The sequence below is a fragment of the Streptomyces krungchingensis genome (assembly GCF_054729265.1).
In genome coordinates this window covers 9243846-9263701 of record NZ_JBPUKY010000001.1, presented here as the reverse complement: position 1 = coordinate 9263701, position 19856 = coordinate 9243846, and the positions used below count along the sequence as shown (strand labels likewise).

Sequence of the window (19856 nt, the reverse complement as noted above, 5' to 3'; positions counted from 1 at the left end):
GCGCGGCGGCGCGATGGAGGTCCGCGATGCCCAGTGCTCTCCGGCTCCTGCCCGCCCTCTCCCCCGCCCATCGCGAACAGCTGATGGGGGTGGCCCGCGAGGTGTCGTTCCCCGCGGACGGGCGGATCTTCGAGGCAGGGGGAACCGCCGACCGTTTCTGGGTGGTCCGCTCCGGAACGGTCTCCCTCTTCCAGCAGGTCATCGCGGGCAGACGGATCTCGGTCGCGACCCTGGGCCCCGGTGACCTGCTCGGCTGGTCGTGGCTCTTCCCGCCGCACACCTGGGACTTCGGTGCCGAGGCCTTCAGCCCCGTACGCGCCTACGAGTTCGACGCGGCGGAGGTACGGGCCCTGTGCGACGCGGACCCGACGCTGGAGCTGTCCTTGACCCGGACGATCGGCGCGATCCTGGCCCACCGGCTGGAGACGACACGCGCGGCACTCATCGAGCACTACGCGCGCCACGGCGGCGGCCACTGAGCACGGCCGGGCGGGCGCGCGGTCCGATCGGGCCCGGCTCGGCCGGGGGGCGGGTCGGGCCGGGCCGCGCCGGGCCCGGCTGCGATAGGAATCTCGTATGAACGACACCCTGAGCACCTCGGACCCGACCGCCTCCCGCGGCACCCCGGCCCCCGCCCAGGGCCCGGACACACTGGACGCCCCGGCCCCCTTCGAGCTCCTGCCCGGCGCGGCCCACTCACCCGTGATCCTGCACGTGCCGCACTCCTCGCGGCGCGTTCCGGCGCAGGTGCGCGAGGGCATCGTCCTCGACGACGAGGCGCTGGAACGCGAGTTGGACCACATCACCGACGCGCACACCGCCGAACTGGCCGCCGCCGCGGCCGAGTCGGCGCAGCTGACGCCGTGGCGGTTCGTCAACCGGCTGTCCCGCCTGGTCGTCGACCCGGAGCGCTTCCCGGACGAGCGGGAGGAGATGCTGGCCGTCGGGATGGGCGCGGTCTACACCCGCACCACGCACCGGGCACCGCTGCGCCGCGCGGACGTCGATCCGCGGCCGCTGATCGACCGCTGCTTCCACCCGTACGCGCGGGCGATGACGGCGGCGGTGGCCGACCGGCTGGCCGCCACCGGACGCGCGGTGATCGTCGACGTCCACTCGTACCCGACCGCCCGGCTGCCGTACGAGCTGCACGGCGACGGCCCGCGCCCGCCGGTCTGTCTGGGCACCGACGCCTTCCACACGCCGCCGGAGCTGGTGGCCCTGGCGGAGAAGGCGTTCGCGGGCCTGGGCGGAGTGGGCATCGACAGCCCGTTCTCAGGCGCCTATGTGCCGCTGCGCCACTACGAGCGGGAGCCCGACGTCACCGCGCTGATGGTCGAGATCCGGCGGGACGTGTACATGAGCGAACCGGGAGGCCCGGCGGGCCCGGGGTTCGCCCGGGTGGCCTCGGCGCTGACGGCGCTCGTGGACGCCGTGGGGCGGTAGCCGGGAAGCGCGCCCGCCCCCTAGGGTCGGGGTGAGCAAACGCTTGGTCACGGATCGGGGAGGCACGGGACATGCCGGTCGTGGACGTGTGGATGCAGCACCCCACACTGCGTCACTCCAACCATGAGATGTTCGAGTCGCTGCGCCGCTGGACGGGCATGGAACGGCTGGCGGAGCCCCTGCCGGTCGAGGTGACGGTGGCCGCGATGGCGGCGGCCGACGTGGAGACCGGCCTGTCCGCGGCCTGGTACGGGCCGCAGGGTCCGCTGATCGACAACGACGAGGTGGCCGCCTTCGTGGCCAGCTCCGAGGGGCGGCTGCGCGGGGTCGCGGGCGCCGACCTGACCAGGCCGGTGGCGGCCGTCAGGGAGCTGCGCCGGGCGGTCGAGGAACTGGGCTTCGTGGCGCTGCGGATCGTCCCGTGGCTGTGGCAACTGCCGCCCACCGACCGGCTGTACTACCCGCTGTACACGGCGTGCGTGGAACTCGGCGTCCCGTTCTGCACCCAGGTCGGGCACACCGGGCCGCTGCGCCCCTCCGAGACCGGCCGGCCCATCCCGTACATCGACCAGGTCGCGCTCGACTTCCCCGAACTGGCCATCGTCTGCGGGCACATCGGCTACCCGTGGACCACGGAGATGATCGCGGTGGCCGACAAGCACGCCAACGTCTTCATCGACACCAGCGCGTACACCGCGCGCCGCTATCCGCCCGAGCTGGTGGAGTACCTGCGCGGCCGGGGGCGGCACAAGGTCCTCTTCGGCTCCAACTACCCCATGATCACGCCCGCTCGGGCACTGGAGCACCTCGCGGCCCTGGGACTGGACGACGAGACGACCGGGCTGTTCCTTTCGGGCAACGCCCGCTCCGTCTTCCGTCGCCTGGATCATTCGTAGATGCTGGGGCCGGAACAGTGTTCGACCGTGAGGTGAGGGCAGCCCAGCGATGGCTTTCCAGATCAGCGCCACCAATCCGGAGCACCCCGCGCTCCTGCTCGAACTGCCCTGGCAGCTCCCTCTGGAGGAGTGGCCCGAGCACCTCCTGGTGCCCCTGCCCCGCGGCATCTCCCGGCACGTCGTGCGCTACGCGCGCGCCGGGGACGAGGTGGTGGCCGTCAAGGAGCTCGCCGAGCGGCCGGCCGTGCGCGAGTACGGGCTGCTGCTCAGCCTGGACCGGCTCACGATCCCCGCGGTCGACCCGCTGGCCGTCGTCACGGGCCGCACCGACGCGGCGGGCGAGCCCCTGGAGTCCGTACTGATCACCCGGCACCTCGGCGGCTCGATGCCGTACCGGTCGATGTTCGAGACGACGATGCGGCCGGCGACCATGCACCGCCTGATGGACGCCCTCGCCGTGCTGCTCGTGCGGCTGCACCTGGCCGGATTCGCCTGGGGCGACTGCTCGCTGTCGAACACGCTGTTCCGGCGCGACGCCGGTGCGTACGCGGCGTACCTGGTGGACGCCGAGACCGGGGAGCTCCATCCGCAGCTCAGCGAGGGGCAGCGGGAGTACGACCTCGATCTCGCCCGCGTCAACATCAGCGGTGAGCTGCTGGACCTGGAGGCGGCCGGGGCGCTGCACCCGTCGGTGGACCCGATCGAGTTCGGCATGGAGATCTGCGCCCGCTACCGGGACCTGTGGCAGGAGCTGACCCGTACCTCCGTGTACCCGGCGGGCAAGCACCACTACATCGACCGGCGCATCCGCCGCCTGAACGACCTCGGGTTCGACGTCGCCGAGATGCAGATCGCGAGTTCCGGCAACGGCGACACCGTCACCTTCGTGCCCAAGGTCGTCGACGCGGGCCACCATCAGCGGCAGTTGCTGCGGCTGACCGGCCTCGACACCGAGGAGAACCAGGCGCGCCGGCTCCTGAACGACCTGGAGAGCTGGATGGCCACCCAGGACGACTACGCCCCCGGTGATCCCCTCGCGGCCCGGCCCGAGGTGCTCGCCCACCGCTGGGTGAGGGACGTGTTCCGCCCGACCGTGCGGGCCGTGCCGCCGGACCTGCGCGGCTCCATGGACGCGGCGGAGATCTACCACCAGCTCCTCGAACACCGCTGGTTCCTGTCCGAGCGCGCACAGCACGACATCGGCCTGGACACCGCGGTCGAGGACTACGTCACGAACATCCTGCCCAAGGTCCGCGAGGGGCTTCCGACGCAGGCGGACACCGCGCAGTCCGGCCACGCCCTCCCTGTTCCCGAGCAAAGGTGACCGATCGTACATACGATTGGGCGTGTATCGGCCACCGGCACCCCTGGGGCGTCCGCGCGGCCGGAGACATGGAACCTGCTCGGGGTGGGAGACGCATGGCACAGGCCGCCAGTCCAGCGCGGACCGTCATTATGACCGTCGATGACGATCCCGGGGTGTCGCGCGCCGTCGCCCGCGACCTGCGGCGCCGCTACGGCGAGACGCACCGTATCGTGCGCGCCGAGTCCGGGGACGCCGGTCTCGACGCGCTGCGGGAGCTCAAGCTGCGCGGCGACCAGGTGGCGGTGATCCTCGCCGACTACCGGATGCCGCAGATGAACGGGATCGAGTTCCTGGAACAGGCGCTCGACGTGTATCCCGGCGCACGCCGGGTGCTGCTGACCGCGTACGCCGACACGAACGCGGCGATCGACGCGATCAACGTGATCGATCTGGACCACTATCTGCTCAAGCCCTGGGACCCGCCGGAGGAGAAGCTCTACCCGGTCCTCGACGACCTGCTCGACGCCTGGCGGGCCAGTGACTACCGCCCCGTGGCGACCTGCAAGGTGGTCGGACACCGGTGGTCGGCGCGCACCTCCGGGGTCCGCGAGTTCCTCGCCCGCAACCAGGTGCCGTACCGCTGGTACTCGTCCGACACGCCGGAAGGGCAGCGGCTGCTGAGCGCGGCCGGGCAGAACGGGGACCGCCTGCCGCTCGTGATCACACCGGACGGCACGCCGCTGGTGGAGCCCGCGGACCCGGATCTCGCGGCACAGGTCGGGCTGGCCACGACACCGACCGCGGAGTTCTACGACCTCGTCGTCATCGGCGGTGGCCCGGCCGGGCTCGGCGCCGCCGTGTACGGCGCGTCCGAGGGACTGCGGACGGTCCTCGTGGAGCGTTCGGCGACCGGCGGCCAGGCGGGGCAGAGCTCCCGGATCGAGAACTATCTCGGCTTCCCCGACGGCGTGTCCGGTGCACAGCTCACCGACCGGGCGCGGCGGCAGGCGGCGAAGTTCGGCGCGGAGATCCTCACCGCGCGCGAGGTGACCGCCCTGGAGGTCACCGGGGCGTCGCGCACCATCCGGTTCTCGGACGGCTCCGCGATCTCCGCGCACTCGGTGATCCTCGCCACCGGCGTGTCCTACAAGCAGCTGGAGGCGCCGGGACTGGACGACCTGACGGGCTGTGGTGTCTTCTACGGTTCGGCGCTGACCGAGGCGGCCGCCTGCCAGGGCCACGACGTGTACATCGTGGGCGGCGCGAACTCGGCGGGCCAGGCCGCGATGTATCTGGCACGGGGCGCGAAGTCCGTGACGATCCTGGTGCGCGGCGACTCGCTGTCCGCGTCGATGTCGCACTACCTGATCCAGCAGATCGACGAGGCGCCCAACATCAGCGTGCGCACCGGCACGGTCGTCGAGGCGGCGCACGGCTCGGACCACCTGGAGCAGCTCACGCTGCGCGACGTGGCGAGCGGGCACACCGAACTCGTCGACGCCCAGTGGATGTTCGTGTTCATCGGCGCGGCCCCGCTCACCGACTGGCTGGAGGGGACCGTGCTCAGGGACGACCGCGGGTTCATCATGGCCGGCCCGGACATGACGCCCGACGGACAGCCGCCGCGGGGCTGGGAGCTGGACCGGCCGCCGTACCACCTGGAGACCAATGTGCCCGGCGTGTTCGTCGCGGGAGACGCCCGCGCCGAGTCCGCGAAGCGGGTCGCGTCCGCCGTCGGAGAGGGAGCCATGGCCGTCATGCTCGTCCACCGTTATCTGGAGCAGTCGTGAGCGGGCGGCCGCTGCCGTGCGACGCGGCGGAGCTGGGCACGCTCTTCCTGTTCGAGAAGCTGAGCCCGGAGCAGTTGGACCGGCTGTGCCGGGAGGGCCGGGTCGAGGAGTTCGAGCCCGGTTACGTCTACCGCGAGGGCGAGCCGGCCACCTGCTTCTTCGTGCTCCTCGAAGGCACCCTGGTGATGTCGCGCCGGGTCGGCGGCGACGACGTGGAGATCAACCGCAGTTCCCAGCGGGGTGCGTACTCGGGGGCCATGCAGGCCTATCTGACCGGCGGGGAACAGGCCCGGTACAAGGGCTCCGTGCGCGTCACGGAGCCCTCGCGGTTCTTCGTGCTGCCCGCGGAGACGTTCGCGGCGGTCCTGCGGGACTGGTTCCCGATGGCCGTCCATCTGCTGGAGGGGATGTTCTTCGGCACGCAGAACACCCAGCGGACCATCAATCAGCGTGAGCGGCTGCTGGCGCTCGGCTCACTGTCCGCCGGCCTCACGCACGAGCTCAACAACCCTGCCGCGGCGGCCGTGCGGGCCACCTCGGCGCTGCGGGACCGGGTCGCGCACATGCGGCACAAGCTCGGTGTCATCGCCGCCGGGCCCTACCAGCGCGACGCGCTGAAGACGCTCGTCGAGATCCAGGAGCGGACGGCCGAGCGGGTCGCCAAGGCGCCGTCCCTGAGCCCGCTGGAGGCCTCCGACCGGGAGGACGCGCTCACCGACTGGCTCGACGACCACGGTCTCACGGGCGGCTGGCAGATAGCCCCGACGTTCGTGCAGGGCGGCCTCGACGTCGACTGGCTGGAGCAGGTCGCCGCGGCCGTCGAGGAGGAGATCCTTCCCGGGGCCATCGGGTGGCTCAACTACACCGTCGAGACAGAGCTGTTGATGAACGAGATCGCGGACTCCACCACACGCATCTCGCACCTCGTCGACGCGGCCAAGCAGTACTCGCAGCTCGACCGGGCGCCCTACCAGGTCGCCGATGTGCACGAACTGCTCGACAGCACACTGATGATGCTGTCCGGGAAGATGGGTTCCGGCATCAAGGTCGTCAAGGAGTACGACCGCGGCGCGCCCAGGGTCCCGTCCTACCCCGGCGAGTTGAACCAGGTGTGGACCAACCTCATCGACAACGCCGTCTCGGCGATGGACGGCGAGGGCACGCTGACGGTGCGCACCGCGCACGACGCGGACCAGTTGCTCGTCGAGTTCGGCGACACCGGGCCCGGGGTGCCGGCGGAGATCCGTGACCGCATCTTCGACCCGTTCTTCACCACCAAGCCGGTGGGTGAGGGCACCGGGCTCGGCCTGGACATCTCGTGGCGGATCGTCGTGAACAAGCACCACGGGAGCCTTCAGGTGCAGTCCGTGCCCGGCGACACCCGCTTCCAGGTACGACTGCCGCTGACGGCATCGGACACCTCACAGGAGTCATCATGACCACGCCGAACGGAATCGACCCGTCCGTCCCGCCGAGCGGCACCGGCTGCGGCGACTGCGACGCCGTGGGCGGATGGTGGTTCCATCTGCGGCGCTGTGCCCAGTGCGGCCACATCGGCTGCTGCGACGACTCACCGTCCAAGCACGCCACCGCGCACGCGCAGGCCACCGGGCACCCCGTCATCCGCAGCTTCGAGCCGGGCGAGGGCTGGTTCTGGAACTACGACACGTCGGAGCTGTACGACTCGGGGCCCGAGCTCGCTCCCCCGGTGTGCCACCCGGCGGACCAGCCGACGCCCGGCCCCGCCGGACGCGTTCCCGCGAACTGGGCCGAGACGCTGCGCTGAGTCGGTGGTGTGCCGCGCTCCCCGGTAGAGCCGGGGCACGCGGCACACCGGAACCCGTCGCGCCTCAGAGGACCGAGGTGCCGTACATCTCGCCGAGCGGTTCGGCGAGCAGTTCGACGCGGACGCCGTCGGGGTCACGGAAGTAGACCGAGGTACTGCTCTCCTCGGCGTACTCGACCCCGGCGGCGTCCAGCCGCTCGCGCAGCTGCCGCCAGGTGGCGGGATCGACCGAGATCGCCAGGTGGTGGAGTCCGCCGAGCACCTCCTGGTACGGGCCGAGATCGAGACCGGGGAAGTCGAAGAAGGCCAGCAGATTGCCGTGGCCGAGGTCGAAGAAGAAGTGGGTGGAGCCCTTGTAGTCGCGGTTCTCGATCATCTCCGTGAGGGGGAAGCCGAGGACGCCCTGGTAGAACCGGACCGTCCGCTCGACGTCCGAGGAGAGCAGCGCGACGTGGTGCACGCCCCGGGCCGAGCTGGCGGGCCTGTCCTCCTTCAGATGCGCGTCCCTGATCCGTCGGCGTTCCGCCTCGATCGCTGCCAGGTCCACCGCGCTCATCGGAAGCTCCTCACACGGGAAGTAACCACGAGTTGTTGGGCAATTCAACCACTTTGCGCCTACTCTAGACCTCCGGCCCTCCCCGTCAAGAACGCGCCGCGGGGCGTGCTGAGGACTCCGTCCGGATGCGGGCGGCGGCGCACGGGACGATCCTGGAAACATGTCCGGACGGGCTCCTTTGATCGTGCACCCGGCCTTGGGTACCAGCGGCCGCCAGGTGACCGCGCGGGGCGAGAATCTGGGCGTGGCCTTCTCGGACGAGGACCTCATGGAACTGCTCGGCAGGGCCGGCCTGCCCGACGCGGAGGACGTCCTCGACGACCCGTCGTGGGTGCAGTGGCGCGGGGGCCAGGCCCACTACTACGGGGCCGCGTAGCGACTCGGCACCGCGAGGCAGCGGGGAAGCGCGCCGCTTTCCGATGGGCCGCGCACCGCCCGGGCCGGCGTGTCGCGTGACGGGTACGGCCGACAGGGTGGTCGCGTTGCTCCGAACGGGGGGCACGCTCACCCGACCCGGTGGGCGGTGCCACCGTCGCGTACCAACGGCGTGTACACGCGCGTTGCCCCCCACATGGACAGCACTCACACAGCCCTGCGGCGCGTCCCGACCGGTGGTCGCACGGCCCGCCCGTACGCCGAGGCGATCGACGACCAGCGCGGCCATCCGCCGATCTACGCCCAGCTCGTCGCGGAATGGCGGGCCGAGGGCCGGGGGGTGCCGGAGCGGCGTGCGATCCACCAGGTGGTGTGGGCCACCTTCGCCGCACCGGCCCCGGAGAAGGACGAGGCCGAGTCCGTGCCCGCGGTGGCCACCGTGCCCGCCGTGCCCGTCCCCCGGGGTCTGCCCGGCTGGTGACCCTAGTCCTGGCCGAGGGGCTCCAGTACGGCGAGGGTCCCGTTGGCCTGACGCAGCGCCAGCTCCAGCGGGACGGCGAGGTGCAGCGCGCCGGTCCCGTCCGGAGGAATGATCCACTCCAGCGGTCCCGCGGACCTGTACGGCGGTGGCACGGCGATCCACGAGCTGCGGCCGAGGTGGCGCAGCCCGTCCCCCACCCAGTGGCTGGCCGGATCGGGCGGCAGGAAGAAGCCGACCCGGCGGGCCGCGGAGTCCACCAGGGTGGGTCCCGGGACCCGCAGCGGTTCGCACCACAGGATGTCCAGGGCGAGCAGCCCCAGTGGTTCCGGCACGCTGACCACGTCCCAGAAGCGCCCGGCCTCCAGCAGCACGCCGCCGTTGCCCTGGTCCCACTCTCGTTTGCAGGCCCGGGGATCCGTGGCCGCCGCAGCAAGCCACTCCACACTCTGCATCCACATCGCGTTCGTCATGGACCACCCCCGGGACGTGCCGCCGCACTCGCGGAGCGCGACGGACCAACATGACCTGGCGGCCCGCGGTCGCCCATCAGGCCCTCGGCATATGCATGTTGGTAGATATTTCTACCTGGCGGAAGGGGTGGCGCGGCCTGGCGTTTTCGCCGGGCCGTCAGGGTGCGGTCACGGGGGCGCGCAGCGACCGCAGCCGGCCGCCGCCCAGCGGGGTGGTGTGCCAGCGCGCGGTGAAGGTCCGTTCGGGAAGCGAACAGGTCAGCGTCAGACGGTGCGGGGTCTCCAGGAACAGCACGTCGGCCACGAGGGTGTTCCGGTCGGCCCATCCCCCGCTCACCGCGGTGGGGACCCGGCCGGTCTCGACCCGCCAGCCGTCGGCACCGAGCCGCAGTCCGAGCGGCCTGTCCCCCTCGGACAACGTGAGGCACCAGTCGACCCCGTCACGCTCGACGGCGACGGCGGTCAGGCTCCACTGGGCCGCGCAGGTGCCGCCCGCCGGGGCGAACACCGTCCCCGCCCAGGCGTCCCGCTCCGGGGGTTCCGGATGCGCCTTCACCGGCGGCAGGGCGAGCCGCGCGAGGCGTCGCGTCAACCCGTCGTCCTCCCCGCCCGGAAGCGGGGCAGGGCCGAACGCGGGCAGCAGGTGCCGCCACATCAGGTTGAGCAGGTCCTGCATCTGCTCGGTCGCCGCGGTCGTCGCGATCACCACGTCGTGCTCCGGCAGGACGACACAGAACTGTCCGAACGCCCCGTCCCCGCGGTAGCCGTGCCGGGATCGCCAGAACTGGAACCCGTACCCCTGCTGCCAGTCGGACCGCGCCCCCTCGGCCGTACCGTCCGCGTTCGGGACGTGCGCGCGGGTGGCCTCGGCGATCCACGAGGCCGGGAGCAGCCTCCGCCCTTCCCAGACGCCGTCCTGCAGGTACAGCTGGCCGAGGCGGGCGATCGCGTCCGTCGTGGCGTGCAGGCCGCTGAAACCGAGGTCACGGCCCGCGGGGTGCTGCTGCCAGGCGACCTCGCCGATGCCGAGCGGGTCGAACAGCCGGGGCCGCAGGTATTCGGTCAGTGTCCGGCCGCTCACCCGCTGCACGATCGCGGCGAGCGTGTAGGTGGCGGGCTGGTTGTACGCGAAGACGGTGCCGGGGTCGCGGTCCGGCGGGATGCGCAGGAAACCGCGGACGATCTCCTGTCGGTCGTTCCGCACCGCCTCGTCGTGGGTCTCGGCCAGGTGGCCGCTGGCCATGGCCGCGACATGGCGCACGAGCATGGCCCGGCTGCGTGGGTCCGTGATCTCCGCCTCGAACTCGGGGAAATACGAGACGACCGGGGCGTCGAGGTTCAACAGCCCCTCGGCGACGGCGAATCCCGCGGCCGTGGACGTGAAGCTCTTGCTGACCGAGTAGAGCAGGTGGAGGCGGTCGGGCGTGAACGGCGCCCACCAGCCGGAGGCCACGACATGACCGTGGCGCAGGATCATCAGGCCGTGCGGCTCGATGTCCGGGGCGGCCTCGACGGCATCGAGGAACGCGTGGATGCCCGCCGGGTCGACTCCCTGTTCGGCGGGCGTGCTGACAGGCAGTGGACGGGCGCTCATACGGGCGGCCTCCGGTCTCGGGACGGTGGGCTGGGTCCAGGTGCGGGAACCGCGACATGATGAAGCGGCACCGCGTGCATGCCACATCTTTCCGGGGCGGGCTCGGACCTGTCCATGGCAGGCGAGGATCCCGCCGCCCCCGGCGCGAGCGCCGCCGAGGATCCCGTCACCGGCGCCGCAGGCCCCGCCGACGATCCGCCCACCCGCAGCGCGAGCCCCGCCGAGGATCCCCCCACCCGCGGGCGGGCGAGGCCGGACACGTCATCGTGTCAACTGGGGCCACCGCCCGGGGGGATGACGGCGCTTGACGGGCCACCGTCATAATGCTGGGGTGATTCCCCCCTCCCCCACATCCGTCACATCCGTCACATCCGTACAGAGCGTCCCCGTCGTCATCGTCGGCGCGGGACCGGCCGGACTCACCCTCGGCAACATCCTGCGCGCCGCCTCGGTCGACTGCGTGGTCCTGGAGACCGAGAGCCGTGAGTTCATCGAACAGCGGCCCCGGGCCGGCTTCATCGAGGAGTGGGCGGTCCGCGCCCTGCAGGAAAGAGGGCTCGCCGAACCGCTCGTGCAGCGGGCGCAGGCCCAGGGCGAGTGCGAGTTCCGCGTCGACGGCGAGCGCCACCGGTTCCGCTACGCCGAGCTGACCGGCGACCGCCACTTCGTGTACCCGCAGCCCCTGCTGGTGACCGACCTGGTGCGCGAGTACGCCGACGTGCGGGGCGGCGACATCCGCTTCGGCGTGCGGGACGTGGCCCTGCACGGCCTCGACGGCGACCGGCCCTCGGTGCTCTACACGGACCCGGAGACGGGCGAACGACGCCGCTTCGACTGCGAGTTCGTCGCCGGCTGCGACGGCGCACGCGGAGTGACCCGGGCCAGTGTGCCGCAGGAGCACGGATCGCTCGCCCGGTACGACTACGGCGTCGGGTGGCTGGCGCTGCTCGCCGAGGCGCCGCCGTCCTCCGACTGTGTCGTCTTCGGCATCCACCCGAACGGCTTCGCCGCCCACATGGCCCGCAGCCCCGAGGTGACCCGCTACTACCTGGAGGTCAGGCCCGGCGAGGATCCGGAGAACTGGCCGCACGCACGGGTGTGGTCGGAGCTGCGGACCCGGCTGTCGGTGGCGGGTGCGCCGGCGCTCACCGAGGGCCGGCTCATCGAGAAGCGGGTGCTGGACATGCACAGCTATGTCGTGGAACCCATGACGTACGGCCGGCTTTTCCTGGCGGGCGACGCCGCGCACCTGGTGGCACCGATCGCCGCGAAGGGCATGAACCTGGCGCTGCACGACGCCCTGCTCCTGGCGGACGCGTTCGTCGCCCATTTCACGGCGGGCGACGACAGCGGGCTGAGCGCGTACTCGGGTGCGAGCCTGCGGCGGGTCTGGGAGTACCAGGAATTCTCGCAGTGGTTCGCGGAGTTGCTCCACGGGCCGTCGTCCGGCGACGCCTACCGGGCCGGATCCGCGGGCGCGCGGCTGAAGCGGATCCTGGGCTCGCCCGCCGCCGCGACCACCTTCGCGAACTCCTACATCGGCAAGGGCGTGGCACGGTGAACCACCGTGCGGCGGTGGCCTGAACTCTTCGCACGCGCGGACGGCAGCACCGGTCCGCGGAAGAAACCGGGCTCCGAAGCCGCCCACCGTTGAACACTCCATGTCACACCCGCCGTACTTCCGGGAAAGGGACGGCCCGGTGTGCAGCGAGGGATGACGATGGTCGAGGTGCAGGACTCCACGGGCGACTTGGTCGCCGGACGGTACCGGCTGATCGAAGTCGCCCACGGGGAGGAGGGCCGCGTCGGCTGGCACGGCGAGGACGTCGAGTTCCGGCGGCCGGTCACCCTGACCCGGTCGCGGCTGCCGGAACACCGACGCGAGGAGGCGGAGCACCGCACCGCCCGTCGCGTCCTGCGCGAGTCCGAACTGCTGGCGACGGTCTGTCCGGGCCGGGTCGCCACGGTCCTCGACGTGTTCGAGGAGGACGACTGCGTGTGGACGGTCACCGAGCGCACCGAGGGCACCGTGCTGTCCGAGCTGCTCGGACACGGGCCCGTGAACTACGTCCGGGCGGCCCGCATCGGACTGAGCCTCCTCGACGTCCTCACGGCCGCCCACCGGGAGGGCGTGACGCACGGGGATCTCAGCCCCGGGCAGGTGTGCCTGCACGAGCGCGGCACCGTCACGCTCAGCGGGTTCGGGCTGATGGGCGCCACCGGCTCGCCGCGTGTCACGGCACCGTCGTACGCCTCTCCGGAGCAGGCTCGCGGTGAGGGCACCGGGCCGGCCGCGGACCTCTGGGCCCTGGGCGCGATCATGTACGCGCTGGTCGAGGGGCGGCCCGCGATCCGGGACCGGGGACGGCTCGAGGCCACGCTCCGTGCGGTGGACCGGCTCCCGATCAGGGCCCCGCTCAGTGCCGGCCCGCTCGGACCTGCCATCCAGGGGCTGCTGCGCAGGGATCCGCTGGAGCGGGTTCCCGAGCCGGTCGTACGCGAGTCCCTGACCCGCGTCCTCAAGGACGAGGGCGACACGGCGACGCAGTCGGTCCCGCCGCACGTCTTTTTCAGCCCACCGGGTCCGCTCCGCAGCAGTGCGGGATGGACGGTCCGCGGCCATCGGGTGAGCCGGCCGGTCCTGCTGGGCGCGGCGCTCGCCGTGACCGTCGCCTGCGTCGCCGCGCTGGCCGCGGCGGGCGGGCTGCCCGGCGGCGACACGTCGGCGTCCGGTGCCGCTCCCGCCCGGTCCGCGTCCGGCAACCCGTCGGGGCCACCCTCGGGAGGCTCCTCGTCCCCCGCCCGGCCGGCCTCGCCGTCCCCGTCCGCCACGGCCGGCGCGAAGACGCCGGCCGGCTTCGCCACGTACCGGGCGCCCCAGGGGTTCGCCGTCGATCTGCCCGAGGGGTGGAAGCCGCGCGGCACCGAGAAGTCCACCGACGGGTCCTACCGGGTCACCTTCGGAGCGAGCGGGGACCCGCGCACCCTGGCCGTCACCTACAGCACCCGCCTGGGCCCCGATCCCGTCGCGGTGTGGAGCGCGCTGGAGCCGTCGCTGCGCGGCGACTCCAGCGGCTACGCCCGGGTGGGTGACATCCGGGCCGTGGACTACCGCGGCCGAAGGGGCGCCGACATGGAGTGGTTCTCGGAGTCCGACGGGGTCCGCGAGCGCACGTTCGGCCGGGGCTTCCTCCTCGGCGGGCGCATGGGTTTCTCCCTGAGGTGGACGACCCCCGCGAACGACTGGGAGAGCAAGGCCAACCGGCGGGCGCTGGAGGTCTTCCTCCAGTCCTTCCGGCCGGCTTCACCGTGACCCGGGCACTCCGGCACGCTCCCGGCACACGTGCCCCGGCCGGGACTCCTCGGACGTGGGCCCTGCCCGAGGAGTCCCGGCCGGGGCCCACGGCCGAGGTGCGTCAACGCGCCTTGGACGTACGCGGATCGGGTCGTCGCTGCGACAGCCACAGCGCGACCTCCTCCGCGATGGGCTGACCGCTCTCCAGCTCGACGAAGCCGAACTGACCGCCCTGGTTGCACTCCAGGAACCACCAGACGCCGTCCTCGTCCTCGGCGAAGTCGAAGGCCGCGTAGGCGAGTCCGGTGAAGGCCAGGTAGTCGTGGACCGACCGGGCGATGCGCTCGGGTACCGCGGTGGTCTCCCAGGTGTGCCCGGTCTCGCCGAACCGCCCGTCGACCTGTCCCGGCACCGCCGCCTTGCGAGCGGCGAACAACCGGGTGCCCACACCGGTCAGCCGGATGTCGGCACGCTTGGGGATGTACTGCTGCAACAACGCCGGTCCCGCCGCGACTCCGGTGAAGTCCGCGCCGGGACCGACCAGGGTGGTCGGCAGCGCCACCGGCGGCTCGCCGGGAGGCGGGCCCGAGGCGGACTTCACCACCACGTCCCGGTACTCCTCGACGAACTGCTTCGCCACCTTCGGTGCCGTCGTGATGATGGTCGCCGGCACCGCGAAGCCGCTGCTGTGGGCGACCCTGAGCTGCCAGGGCTTGTGCCGGGCCTGCTCGGCCCGGCGCGGGTGGTTCATCCACCGGGTCGACGCGGAGTAGAGCATGCCGAACAGCGCCTGCCGCGTCTCCGCGGTGAGCCACGCCGAGGGTTCGGGCGCGTGCGCCGCCGGCTCGCCCGGCCTGCGCACCCACACCGACCGCAGGCCGCCCATGCTGAGCACGTGGCCGTTGACCGACAGATAGCCGTCGAAGTCGCCGTGGGCGTAGTCGGCCGACAGCACCGCCTTGCCGGGCACGTCGGCGGGGTCGAGGCGCACCATCGGCACGCCCCGTTCGTGCAGTCTGGCCACCACCATGTCGGCGGTGACGTCCTGCTCTGCCGTGAGAATGAGGACCGTCATGCGCGCGGGCGGCCGTCAGTCGTCGAAGTGAGTCTGTGAACCGGCCGTGGACGTGGTGGTTCCGGTGGCCATGAGGAGCGCGCGGTCGCTGACGGCGGGACGGCCGTCGGGCAGGACGTTCAACTGCAGGGACACGTCGAAGTGGTAGGGGGGCACTGCGGCCGACTGCCCTGTGGGCAAGGCGTAGTTGAGGGTGAACGGTCGCACGAAAGATCCTCCCGCCGTTTCACAATGCTCGACGCCCACCCGTACGTGTCATGACCGTAAGGAATTCATCACTTTCTGCCACATCGGGGTGAAGGCCATCACATCGCGTCGTTTCCGGCTTGCTCGTTTCCGTTTTGCTGGGTTTGCCGCTTGCTTGTCACTCGAGGGTCCGCCCGGATCCGGTCTGCGCGTGCGCTTCTCACACCCAAACCTTCGGCCAAAGCTTCATCCTCAGTGACATGAACGCAGCACCCTCCCAGAACAGTTCCCGCTTCGGGGAACTTTTCTTGAGTCCGGAAAATCAGCTGTCCATCGACATGTCCCGCTGTGTGATGGGGAGTTGGCGCACCGTCACACCGACTCGTGCCGGTACGAGTTCATCCGGGCGACGAGGGCCCGCGGGTTGTCCGGGCCGAAGCAGAGCGCGAGGTTCGCCGCGGACTCGTGGGCCGCCGACTCGGACCGCGGGAAGAGCTCCGCCTCGTACGCGGTCAGCGCCTTCTCGATGTCGCCGGGGTGGTCGCCGACGGCGCGGGCGAGTTCGGCGCCGTCGAGCATGGCGAGGTTGGCACCCTCTCCCGCGAACGGGGACATCAGGTGCGCGGCGTCGCCGAGCAGGGTGACACCGGGCACGCGGTCCCAGCGGTGACCGACGGGCAACGCGTGGATCGGCCGCGGGACGAGCGCGCCGTCCGCGTCCGCGACGAGCGCCCGCAGACGGTCGTCCCAGCCGTCGAAGTGCTCCAGCAGACCCTTCCTGGCCGCCGCGGGGTCGGCGAAGTCGAGGGCACCGGAGGCGGCCCAGTCGGCAGGCACCCTCAGAGCGGCGTAGACATGGAGCGAGCCGTCGGGATCGCGGTGGCCGAGGAAGCCCTTCTCGTCGCCGAGCGCGAAGAGCATGCCGCCTCCGACGACGGCGGCGCTCGCCGGGTGCCGGGTGTCGGCGTCGCGGAGGTGCAGTTCGACGAACGAGACCCCCGCGTACTCGGGGACGGCGTCCGAGAGCAGGGGGCGCACCCTCGACCACGCGCCGTCGGCGCCGACCAACAGGTCGGCGGTGAACGACTCGCCGTCGGCGAGCGTCACTTCGTGGCGGCCGTCGTCGAGCGTCCGGACGCCGGTGACCTTGGCGCCCCAGCGCACCGTGCCTTCCGGCAGGGAGTCGAGCAGCAGGTCGCGCAGGACGCCCCGGGAGACCTCGGGCCGCTCGCCCTGCGCACCGTCGTCCTCCATGTGGACGGTGGCGTTCTTGTCGAGGATGCGCATCGCCTCGCCGCCGGCGTGCACGGCCGCGAGGAACTGCTCGTGGAGACCCGCGGCCCGCAGTGCGGCCTGTCCGGATTCCTCGTGCATGTCCAGCATCCCGCCCTGCGTGCGGGCGGTGGGCGAGGCGTCGAGATCGAAGACGGCGGCGGCGATGCCGTACAGGTGCAGGACGCGGGCGAGCGTGAGACCGCCGAGACCGGCGCCGATCACGGCTATGGGGTGATGACGAAGTTCGGGCATGACAAAGCTCCTTGTGAGGGGTGACCGCCGGAACGAGGCGACGGTGAAGCGTGACGAATGGCGACGACGGCCGGGGGCGGCGCGGTCAGGGCGCGTCCGGCGTCCCGGGCCTGGACGTGTACAGGACGCCGTTGATCAGGACCTGGAAACCCCAGTCCAGGCGGGCCTCACCGGGCCCGGAGAGCAACTCGGCGCCGAGCGCGGCGACATGGGGGTGACGCTCTCCCGAGGCGCCGCGCAGCGCCGCGGCCAGCGCCGCCCATTCACCCTCCGCGTCCGCGGGGTCCTTCTCCCCCGGGGCGTGCTCGGCCGCCGTCGAGGTCGCGAACTGGAGCAGCAGATCGACCGCCCAGGCGGCCCGCTCGCCGGGGACTCCGCCCTCGCCGAGCAGGGCGAGCAGAGCGTCCAGCAGATCGAGGTAGCGCGCACCGGACGGGCGGGCCACCAGTGCCGAGCGGGCCAGGCCCGGGTGCTCGAACAGCACGTGCGTGTAGGAGGTGAGCACCCGCACGAGCCGGTCGCGCCAGTCACCGCTCGCGCCCACGGGGGTCAGGTCGACGGCGCCGAGCAGGTCGTCGAGGACCGCCGCGTGCAGCTCGGCGGTGTTGCGCACGTAGACGTAGAGCGAGGCCGGTCCGGTGTCGAGCTCCTGCGCCAGACGGCGCATGGTGACGCGCTGGAGGCCTTCGGCCCGCATCAGCGCGACGGCGGTCTCGATGATCCCGTCCCGGGTGAGGGCCGGTTTCGCCGGGCGCTCGCGACGGCTGGGGCGTGGGCTGTGCTGTCCTGTCACCCTTCCAAGGTACCGAACATGTTCGTCGCGAACAAGTACGTGACGAACATGTTCGTTCCGTTCTGGACAGCGCGTCCGCACCGTGTTCCCGCGGGGGTGCGGAGCGCCGGCGCCGGCGCTCCGCCGCACAGGTCCGTGCTGAGTAGCCGTACTCATGCCCCCGCCGCCGCGCTCGACCACCATGGGGCCACCTGGAACCCAAGGAGCCCACGCATGCCCGGTTCTCTTCTCGCCCTGCCCGCCCGCCGACCGGAATCCGGCGAACGCATGCCGCGCGGCACGCTCCCCGCCGTGCTCGTCGCGGTCGTCGTGGCCGGCCTGACCCTCTCCGGCCTGCGTCCGCACGACCGGACGACCTGGCTGCTGGAGACCGTGTGGGTGCTGGTCGGGCTGCCGCTGGTGGTACTGACCCGGCGCCGGTTCCCGCTGACGAACCTGCTGTGCTGCCTGCTCGCGGCGCATGCGCTGGTGCTCGCCGTGGGAGGCCACTACACCTACGCGCAGGTGCCGTTGGGCGACTGGGTCCGGGACGCGCTCGGCCTCGACCGCAACCCGTACGACCGGTTCGGGCACCTCATGCAGGGCTTCGTGCCGGCCGTCCTGGTGCGGGAGTTGCTCAGCCGGACCTCACCGCTGCGCGGGAGTCGCTGGCTGGCGCCGCTGACCGTGTGCGCCTGTCTCGCCTTCAGCGCGGTCTTCGAGATGTTCGAGTGGGCGGCGGCCGTGATCGGCGGGCACGCGGCCGACGACTTCCTGGCCACCCAGGGCGATGTGTGGGACACCCAGTGGGACATGTTCTGCGCCCTGGTCGGCGCCACCGTCTCGGTCCTGATGCTGAGCCGGCTGCACGACCGCCAGCTCACCGCCCTCGCGAAGCCGCGAGGACGGTGAGGGAGACGGGGTGGCCGGCTCGCCGCGCAAGGCCCTCAGGACGGTGAGCGCGGCCGGGCGTACGGCGGACCAGCGGTACGGCTACTTCTCGATGGGCTGGGTGAACCGCAGGAGGTTGCCGGCGGGGTCGCGGAACGCGCAGTCGCGGACGCCGTAGAACTGGTCCATCGGCTCCTGCAGCACCTCGCCGCCCGCGGCGCTGATCCGCTCGAAGGTGGCGTCGCAGTCGTCCGTCGCGAAGATGACGCCACGCAGCAGGCCCTTGGCCATCAGCTCGGCCATGGCCTGCTTGTCGGCCGGTGAGGCGTTCGGGTCGGCGACCGGCGGTTCCAGGACGATGTTCACGTCCGGCTGTGCGGGCGCCCCGACGGTCACCCAGCGCATCCCCTCGTACCCGACGTCGTTGCGCACCTCCAGCCCGAGCACGTCGCGGTAGAAGGCGATCGCCTTGTCGTGGTCGTCGACGGCGATGAAGCATTGGGAGAGCCTGATATCCATGGCGCTCACGCTACGGCCGGGCGGCGGGGCTCGCTTGTCCGTTCCTGACGGGCCTCGTGTGGATCTTGACCATGCACGCCGGGATGGGGGCCGCGTGGTCGTGGCTGCGGCCGCGGTAGGCGCTCGGGCTCTCGCCGACCAGCTGGGTGAAGCGCGTGCTGAACGACCCCAGCGAGGTACAGCCGACCGCGAAGCAGACCTCGGTCACCGTGAGGTCGCCGCGCCGCAGCAGCGCCTTGGCCCGCTCGATGCGGCGGGTCATCAGATAGCTGTACGGCGTCTCGCCGAAGGCGGCGCGGAAGCTGCGCGAGAAGTGGCCCGACGACATCAGGGCGTCGCGTGCGAGCGCGGGAACGTCGAGCGGCTCGGCATAGTCGCGGTCCATCCGGTCGCGCGCCCTGCGCAGCCGGACGAGGTCGTCGAGATCCTGCCGTTTCACCTGATGAGTGTGCCACAGCGCCCCGGTCGGCGACGGAGTCGTACGGACCACGCGGCGGGCGTGCGGGAGCAGCCGGCCGGACCGGTCAGGAATGGAGAAGCCCCGGTCACCGTGTTGCGGCTAGCGTGATCGCCATGGCCGTCGCGCACCACGACGACGTCTTCCGGCGGGTCCCGACCACCGGCCGGACCGGTCCAGGAGCCGACCGGGCAGCCGTACGGCGTCCGTGGCCGTGCCGCCCGCGACTGGGCGGGCGACCCGACGTGCTGCGGCGTGCCGGGCCGAGCCGCCCAGCGATCGCGGCCCGCCCGTAGCGCCCCCGCGGACGGCGCGGATCAGGTAGACAGGGGGACGTCGCCGCGACCACGCCGACGGAGGACGACCGGACGTGCTGCTCGAAGAGGGTCGGATCGAGCCGGGCGACGCCGACGGAGCCGCGCAGGCGGCTCCGC

Annotated in this window: 21 protein-coding genes; 12 read left to right on the top strand and 9 right to left on the bottom strand. The window is 72.0% G+C overall.

Annotation, left to right across the window (positions count from 1 at the left end; genetic code table 11):
- Positions 1–26: 26 nt before the first annotated feature.
- The 7 genes from ACSYGO_RS40185 (at position 27) to ACSYGO_RS40155 (ending at position 7224) form a co-directional block, all read left to right on the top strand.
- Positions 27–479 (top strand): Crp/Fnr family transcriptional regulator, encoded by a 453-nt coding sequence (locus ACSYGO_RS40185; protein WP_426676518.1) that lies wholly within the window; start codon positions 27–29, stop codon positions 477–479.
- A gap of 97 nt (positions 480–576) precedes the next feature.
- Entirely contained in the window at positions 577–1446 is an 870-nt protein-coding gene (locus ACSYGO_RS40180; RefSeq protein WP_432173245.1) for an N-formylglutamate amidohydrolase, read from the top strand.
- Positions 1447–1517: 71 nt separating this feature from the next.
- Positions 1518–2342 carry an amidohydrolase family protein gene (locus ACSYGO_RS40175; protein WP_426676520.1) on the top strand — a complete coding sequence of 275 codons (825 nt, stop codon included), beginning with the start codon at positions 1518–1520 and terminating at the stop codon, positions 2340–2342.
- A 49-nt stretch (positions 2343–2391) separates the two neighbouring features.
- Positions 2392–3666 (top strand): DUF4032 domain-containing protein, encoded by a 1275-nt coding sequence (locus ACSYGO_RS40170; protein WP_460389600.1) that lies wholly within the window; start codon positions 2392–2394, stop codon positions 3664–3666.
- A 95-nt stretch (positions 3667–3761) separates the two neighbouring features.
- Positions 3762–5438 (top strand): NAD(P)/FAD-dependent oxidoreductase, encoded by a 1677-nt coding sequence (locus ACSYGO_RS40165; RefSeq protein ID WP_460389599.1) that lies wholly within the window; start codon positions 3762–3764, stop codon positions 5436–5438.
- Entirely contained in the window at positions 5435–6877 is a 1443-nt protein-coding gene (locus ACSYGO_RS40160) for an ATP-binding protein (protein WP_426676523.1), read from the top strand. Before ACSYGO_RS40165 ends, ACSYGO_RS40160 begins: the two co-directional genes overlap by 4 nt.
- On the top strand, positions 6874–7224 hold the full coding sequence (locus ACSYGO_RS40155; protein ID WP_426676524.1) for a UBP-type zinc finger domain-containing protein: 351 nt from the start codon (positions 6874–6876) through the stop codon (positions 7222–7224). The genes ACSYGO_RS40160 and ACSYGO_RS40155 overlap by 4 nt, the downstream gene beginning before the upstream one ends.
- A gap of 64 nt (positions 7225–7288) precedes the next feature.
- On the opposite strand, the gene ACSYGO_RS40150 is transcribed toward ACSYGO_RS40155, so the two are convergent.
- Positions 7289–7780 (bottom strand): VOC family protein, encoded by a 492-nt coding sequence (locus tag ACSYGO_RS40150; RefSeq protein WP_432173247.1) that lies wholly within the window; start codon positions 7778–7780, stop codon positions 7289–7291.
- 160 nt (positions 7781–7940) lie between these two features.
- On the opposite strand from ACSYGO_RS40150, the gene ACSYGO_RS40145 reads away from it, so the two are divergent.
- Positions 7941–8156, top strand: a complete 216-nt coding sequence (locus tag ACSYGO_RS40145; protein ID WP_028804144.1) for a hypothetical protein — start codon at positions 7941–7943, stop codon at positions 8154–8156.
- A gap of 195 nt (positions 8157–8351) precedes the next feature.
- Positions 8352–8636, top strand: a complete 285-nt coding sequence (locus tag ACSYGO_RS40140; protein WP_426676526.1) for a hypothetical protein — start codon at positions 8352–8354, stop codon at positions 8634–8636.
- A gap of 2 nt (positions 8637–8638) precedes the next feature.
- Here ACSYGO_RS40140 and ACSYGO_RS40135 read toward each other — a convergent pair whose 3' ends face one another.
- Both ACSYGO_RS40135 and ACSYGO_RS40130 read right to left on the bottom strand, forming a co-directional pair.
- Positions 8639–9106, bottom strand: coding sequence for a hypothetical protein (locus tag ACSYGO_RS40135; RefSeq protein ID WP_460389598.1), 468 nt, complete (start codon positions 9104–9106; stop codon positions 8639–8641).
- A gap of 157 nt (positions 9107–9263) precedes the next feature.
- The gene (locus ACSYGO_RS40130) at positions 9264–10700 is read right to left on the bottom strand and encodes a serine hydrolase domain-containing protein (protein ID WP_460389597.1); all 1437 of its coding nucleotides are present in this window, start codon (positions 10698–10700) and stop codon (positions 9264–9266) included.
- 331 nt (positions 10701–11031) lie between these two features.
- Here ACSYGO_RS40130 and ACSYGO_RS40125 point away from each other — a divergent pair, with 331 nt between their 5' ends.
- A complete protein-coding gene (locus ACSYGO_RS40125; RefSeq protein WP_460389596.1) occupies positions 11032–12261 on the top strand; it encodes a 4-hydroxybenzoate 3-monooxygenase in 1230 nt (409 codons plus the stop codon).
- A gap of 153 nt (positions 12262–12414) precedes the next feature.
- Positions 12415–14013, top strand: a complete 1599-nt coding sequence (locus ACSYGO_RS40120) for a serine/threonine-protein kinase (protein ID WP_460389595.1) — start codon at positions 12415–12417, stop codon at positions 14011–14013.
- 103 nt (positions 14014–14116) lie between these two features.
- On the opposite strand, the gene tgmB is transcribed toward ACSYGO_RS40120, so the two are convergent.
- From tgmB to ACSYGO_RS40100, 4 genes are all read right to left on the bottom strand, one after another.
- Positions 14117–15070, bottom strand: coding sequence for an ATP-grasp ribosomal peptide maturase (tgmB, locus tag ACSYGO_RS40115; protein WP_426676530.1), 954 nt, complete (start codon positions 15068–15070; stop codon positions 14117–14119).
- A 15-nt stretch (positions 15071–15085) separates the two neighbouring features.
- Positions 15086–15277, bottom strand: coding sequence for a putative ATP-grasp-modified RiPP (gene tgmA / locus ACSYGO_RS40110; RefSeq protein WP_028804150.1), 192 nt, complete (start codon positions 15275–15277; stop codon positions 15086–15088).
- Between the two features lie 351 nt (positions 15278–15628).
- Complete coding sequence (locus ACSYGO_RS40105) at positions 15629–16783, bottom strand: FAD-dependent oxidoreductase (protein WP_460389594.1); 1155 nt, start codon at positions 16781–16783, stop codon at positions 15629–15631.
- An 85-nt stretch (positions 16784–16868) separates the two neighbouring features.
- Complete coding sequence (locus ACSYGO_RS40100) at positions 16869–17576, bottom strand: TetR/AcrR family transcriptional regulator (protein ID WP_460389593.1); 708 nt, start codon at positions 17574–17576, stop codon at positions 16869–16871.
- 267 nt (positions 17577–17843) lie between these two features.
- Between ACSYGO_RS40100 and ACSYGO_RS40095 the strand changes: the two genes are divergently transcribed.
- Positions 17844–18467 carry a DUF2238 domain-containing protein gene (locus ACSYGO_RS40095; RefSeq protein ID WP_460389822.1) on the top strand — a complete coding sequence of 208 codons (624 nt, stop codon included), beginning with the start codon at positions 17844–17846 and terminating at the stop codon, positions 18465–18467.
- 81 nt (positions 18468–18548) lie between these two features.
- On the opposite strand, the gene ACSYGO_RS40090 is transcribed toward ACSYGO_RS40095, so the two are convergent.
- Both ACSYGO_RS40090 and ACSYGO_RS40085 read right to left on the bottom strand, forming a co-directional pair.
- Positions 18549–18965 (bottom strand): VOC family protein, encoded by a 417-nt coding sequence (locus ACSYGO_RS40090; protein WP_028804154.1) that lies wholly within the window; start codon positions 18963–18965, stop codon positions 18549–18551.
- Positions 18966–18975: 10 nt separating this feature from the next.
- Positions 18976–19350, bottom strand: coding sequence for a helix-turn-helix transcriptional regulator (locus ACSYGO_RS40085; protein ID WP_460389821.1), 375 nt, complete (start codon positions 19348–19350; stop codon positions 18976–18978).
- Between the last annotated feature and the right edge of the window lie 506 nt (positions 19351–19856).

Excerpts from the sequence above, each read along its gene's own strand:
- ACSYGO_RS40155 (WP_426676524.1), top strand. The coding sequence starts at position 6,874 with ATGACCACGCCGAACGGAATCGACCCGTCCGTCCCGCCGAGCGGCACC.
- ACSYGO_RS40150 (WP_432173247.1), bottom strand. The coding sequence starts at position 7,780 with ATGAGCGCGGTGGACCTGGCAGCGATCGAGGCGGAACGCCGACGGATC.
- ACSYGO_RS40130 (WP_460389597.1), bottom strand. The coding sequence starts at position 10,700 with ATGAGCGCCCGTCCACTGCCTGTCAGCACGCCCGCCGAACAGGGAGTC.
- ACSYGO_RS40090 (WP_028804154.1), bottom strand. The coding sequence starts at position 18,965 with ATGGATATCAGGCTCTCCCAATGCTTCATCGCCGTCGACGACCACGAC.
- ACSYGO_RS40140 (WP_426676526.1), top strand. The coding sequence starts at position 8,352 with ATGGACAGCACTCACACAGCCCTGCGGCGCGTCCCGACCGGTGGTCGC.
- ACSYGO_RS40165 (WP_460389599.1), top strand. The coding sequence starts at position 3,762 with ATGGCACAGGCCGCCAGTCCAGCGCGGACCGTCATTATGACCGTCGAT.
- ACSYGO_RS40085 (WP_460389821.1), bottom strand. The coding sequence starts at position 19,350 with ATGGACCGCGACTATGCCGAGCCGCTCGACGTTCCCGCGCTCGCACGC.
- ACSYGO_RS40120 (WP_460389595.1), top strand. The coding sequence starts at position 12,415 with ATGACGATGGTCGAGGTGCAGGACTCCACGGGCGACTTGGTCGCCGGA.
- ACSYGO_RS40095 (WP_460389822.1), top strand. The coding sequence starts at position 17,844 with ATGCCGCGCGGCACGCTCCCCGCCGTGCTCGTCGCGGTCGTCGTGGCC.
- tgmB (WP_426676530.1), bottom strand. The coding sequence starts at position 15,070 with ATGACGGTCCTCATTCTCACGGCAGAGCAGGACGTCACCGCCGACATG.
- ACSYGO_RS40180 (WP_432173245.1), top strand. The coding sequence starts at position 577 with ATGAACGACACCCTGAGCACCTCGGACCCGACCGCCTCCCGCGGCACC.
- ACSYGO_RS40135 (WP_460389598.1), bottom strand. The coding sequence starts at position 9,106 with ATGACGAACGCGATGTGGATGCAGAGTGTGGAGTGGCTTGCTGCGGCG.
- ACSYGO_RS40175 (WP_426676520.1), top strand. The coding sequence starts at position 1,518 with ATGCCGGTCGTGGACGTGTGGATGCAGCACCCCACACTGCGTCACTCC.
- ACSYGO_RS40105 (WP_460389594.1), bottom strand. The coding sequence starts at position 16,783 with ATGCCCGAACTTCGTCATCACCCCATAGCCGTGATCGGCGCCGGTCTC.
- ACSYGO_RS40145 (WP_028804144.1), top strand. The coding sequence starts at position 7,941 with ATGTCCGGACGGGCTCCTTTGATCGTGCACCCGGCCTTGGGTACCAGC.
- ACSYGO_RS40185 (WP_426676518.1), top strand. The coding sequence starts at position 27 with ATGCCCAGTGCTCTCCGGCTCCTGCCCGCCCTCTCCCCCGCCCATCGC.
- ACSYGO_RS40170 (WP_460389600.1), top strand. The coding sequence starts at position 2,392 with ATGGCTTTCCAGATCAGCGCCACCAATCCGGAGCACCCCGCGCTCCTG.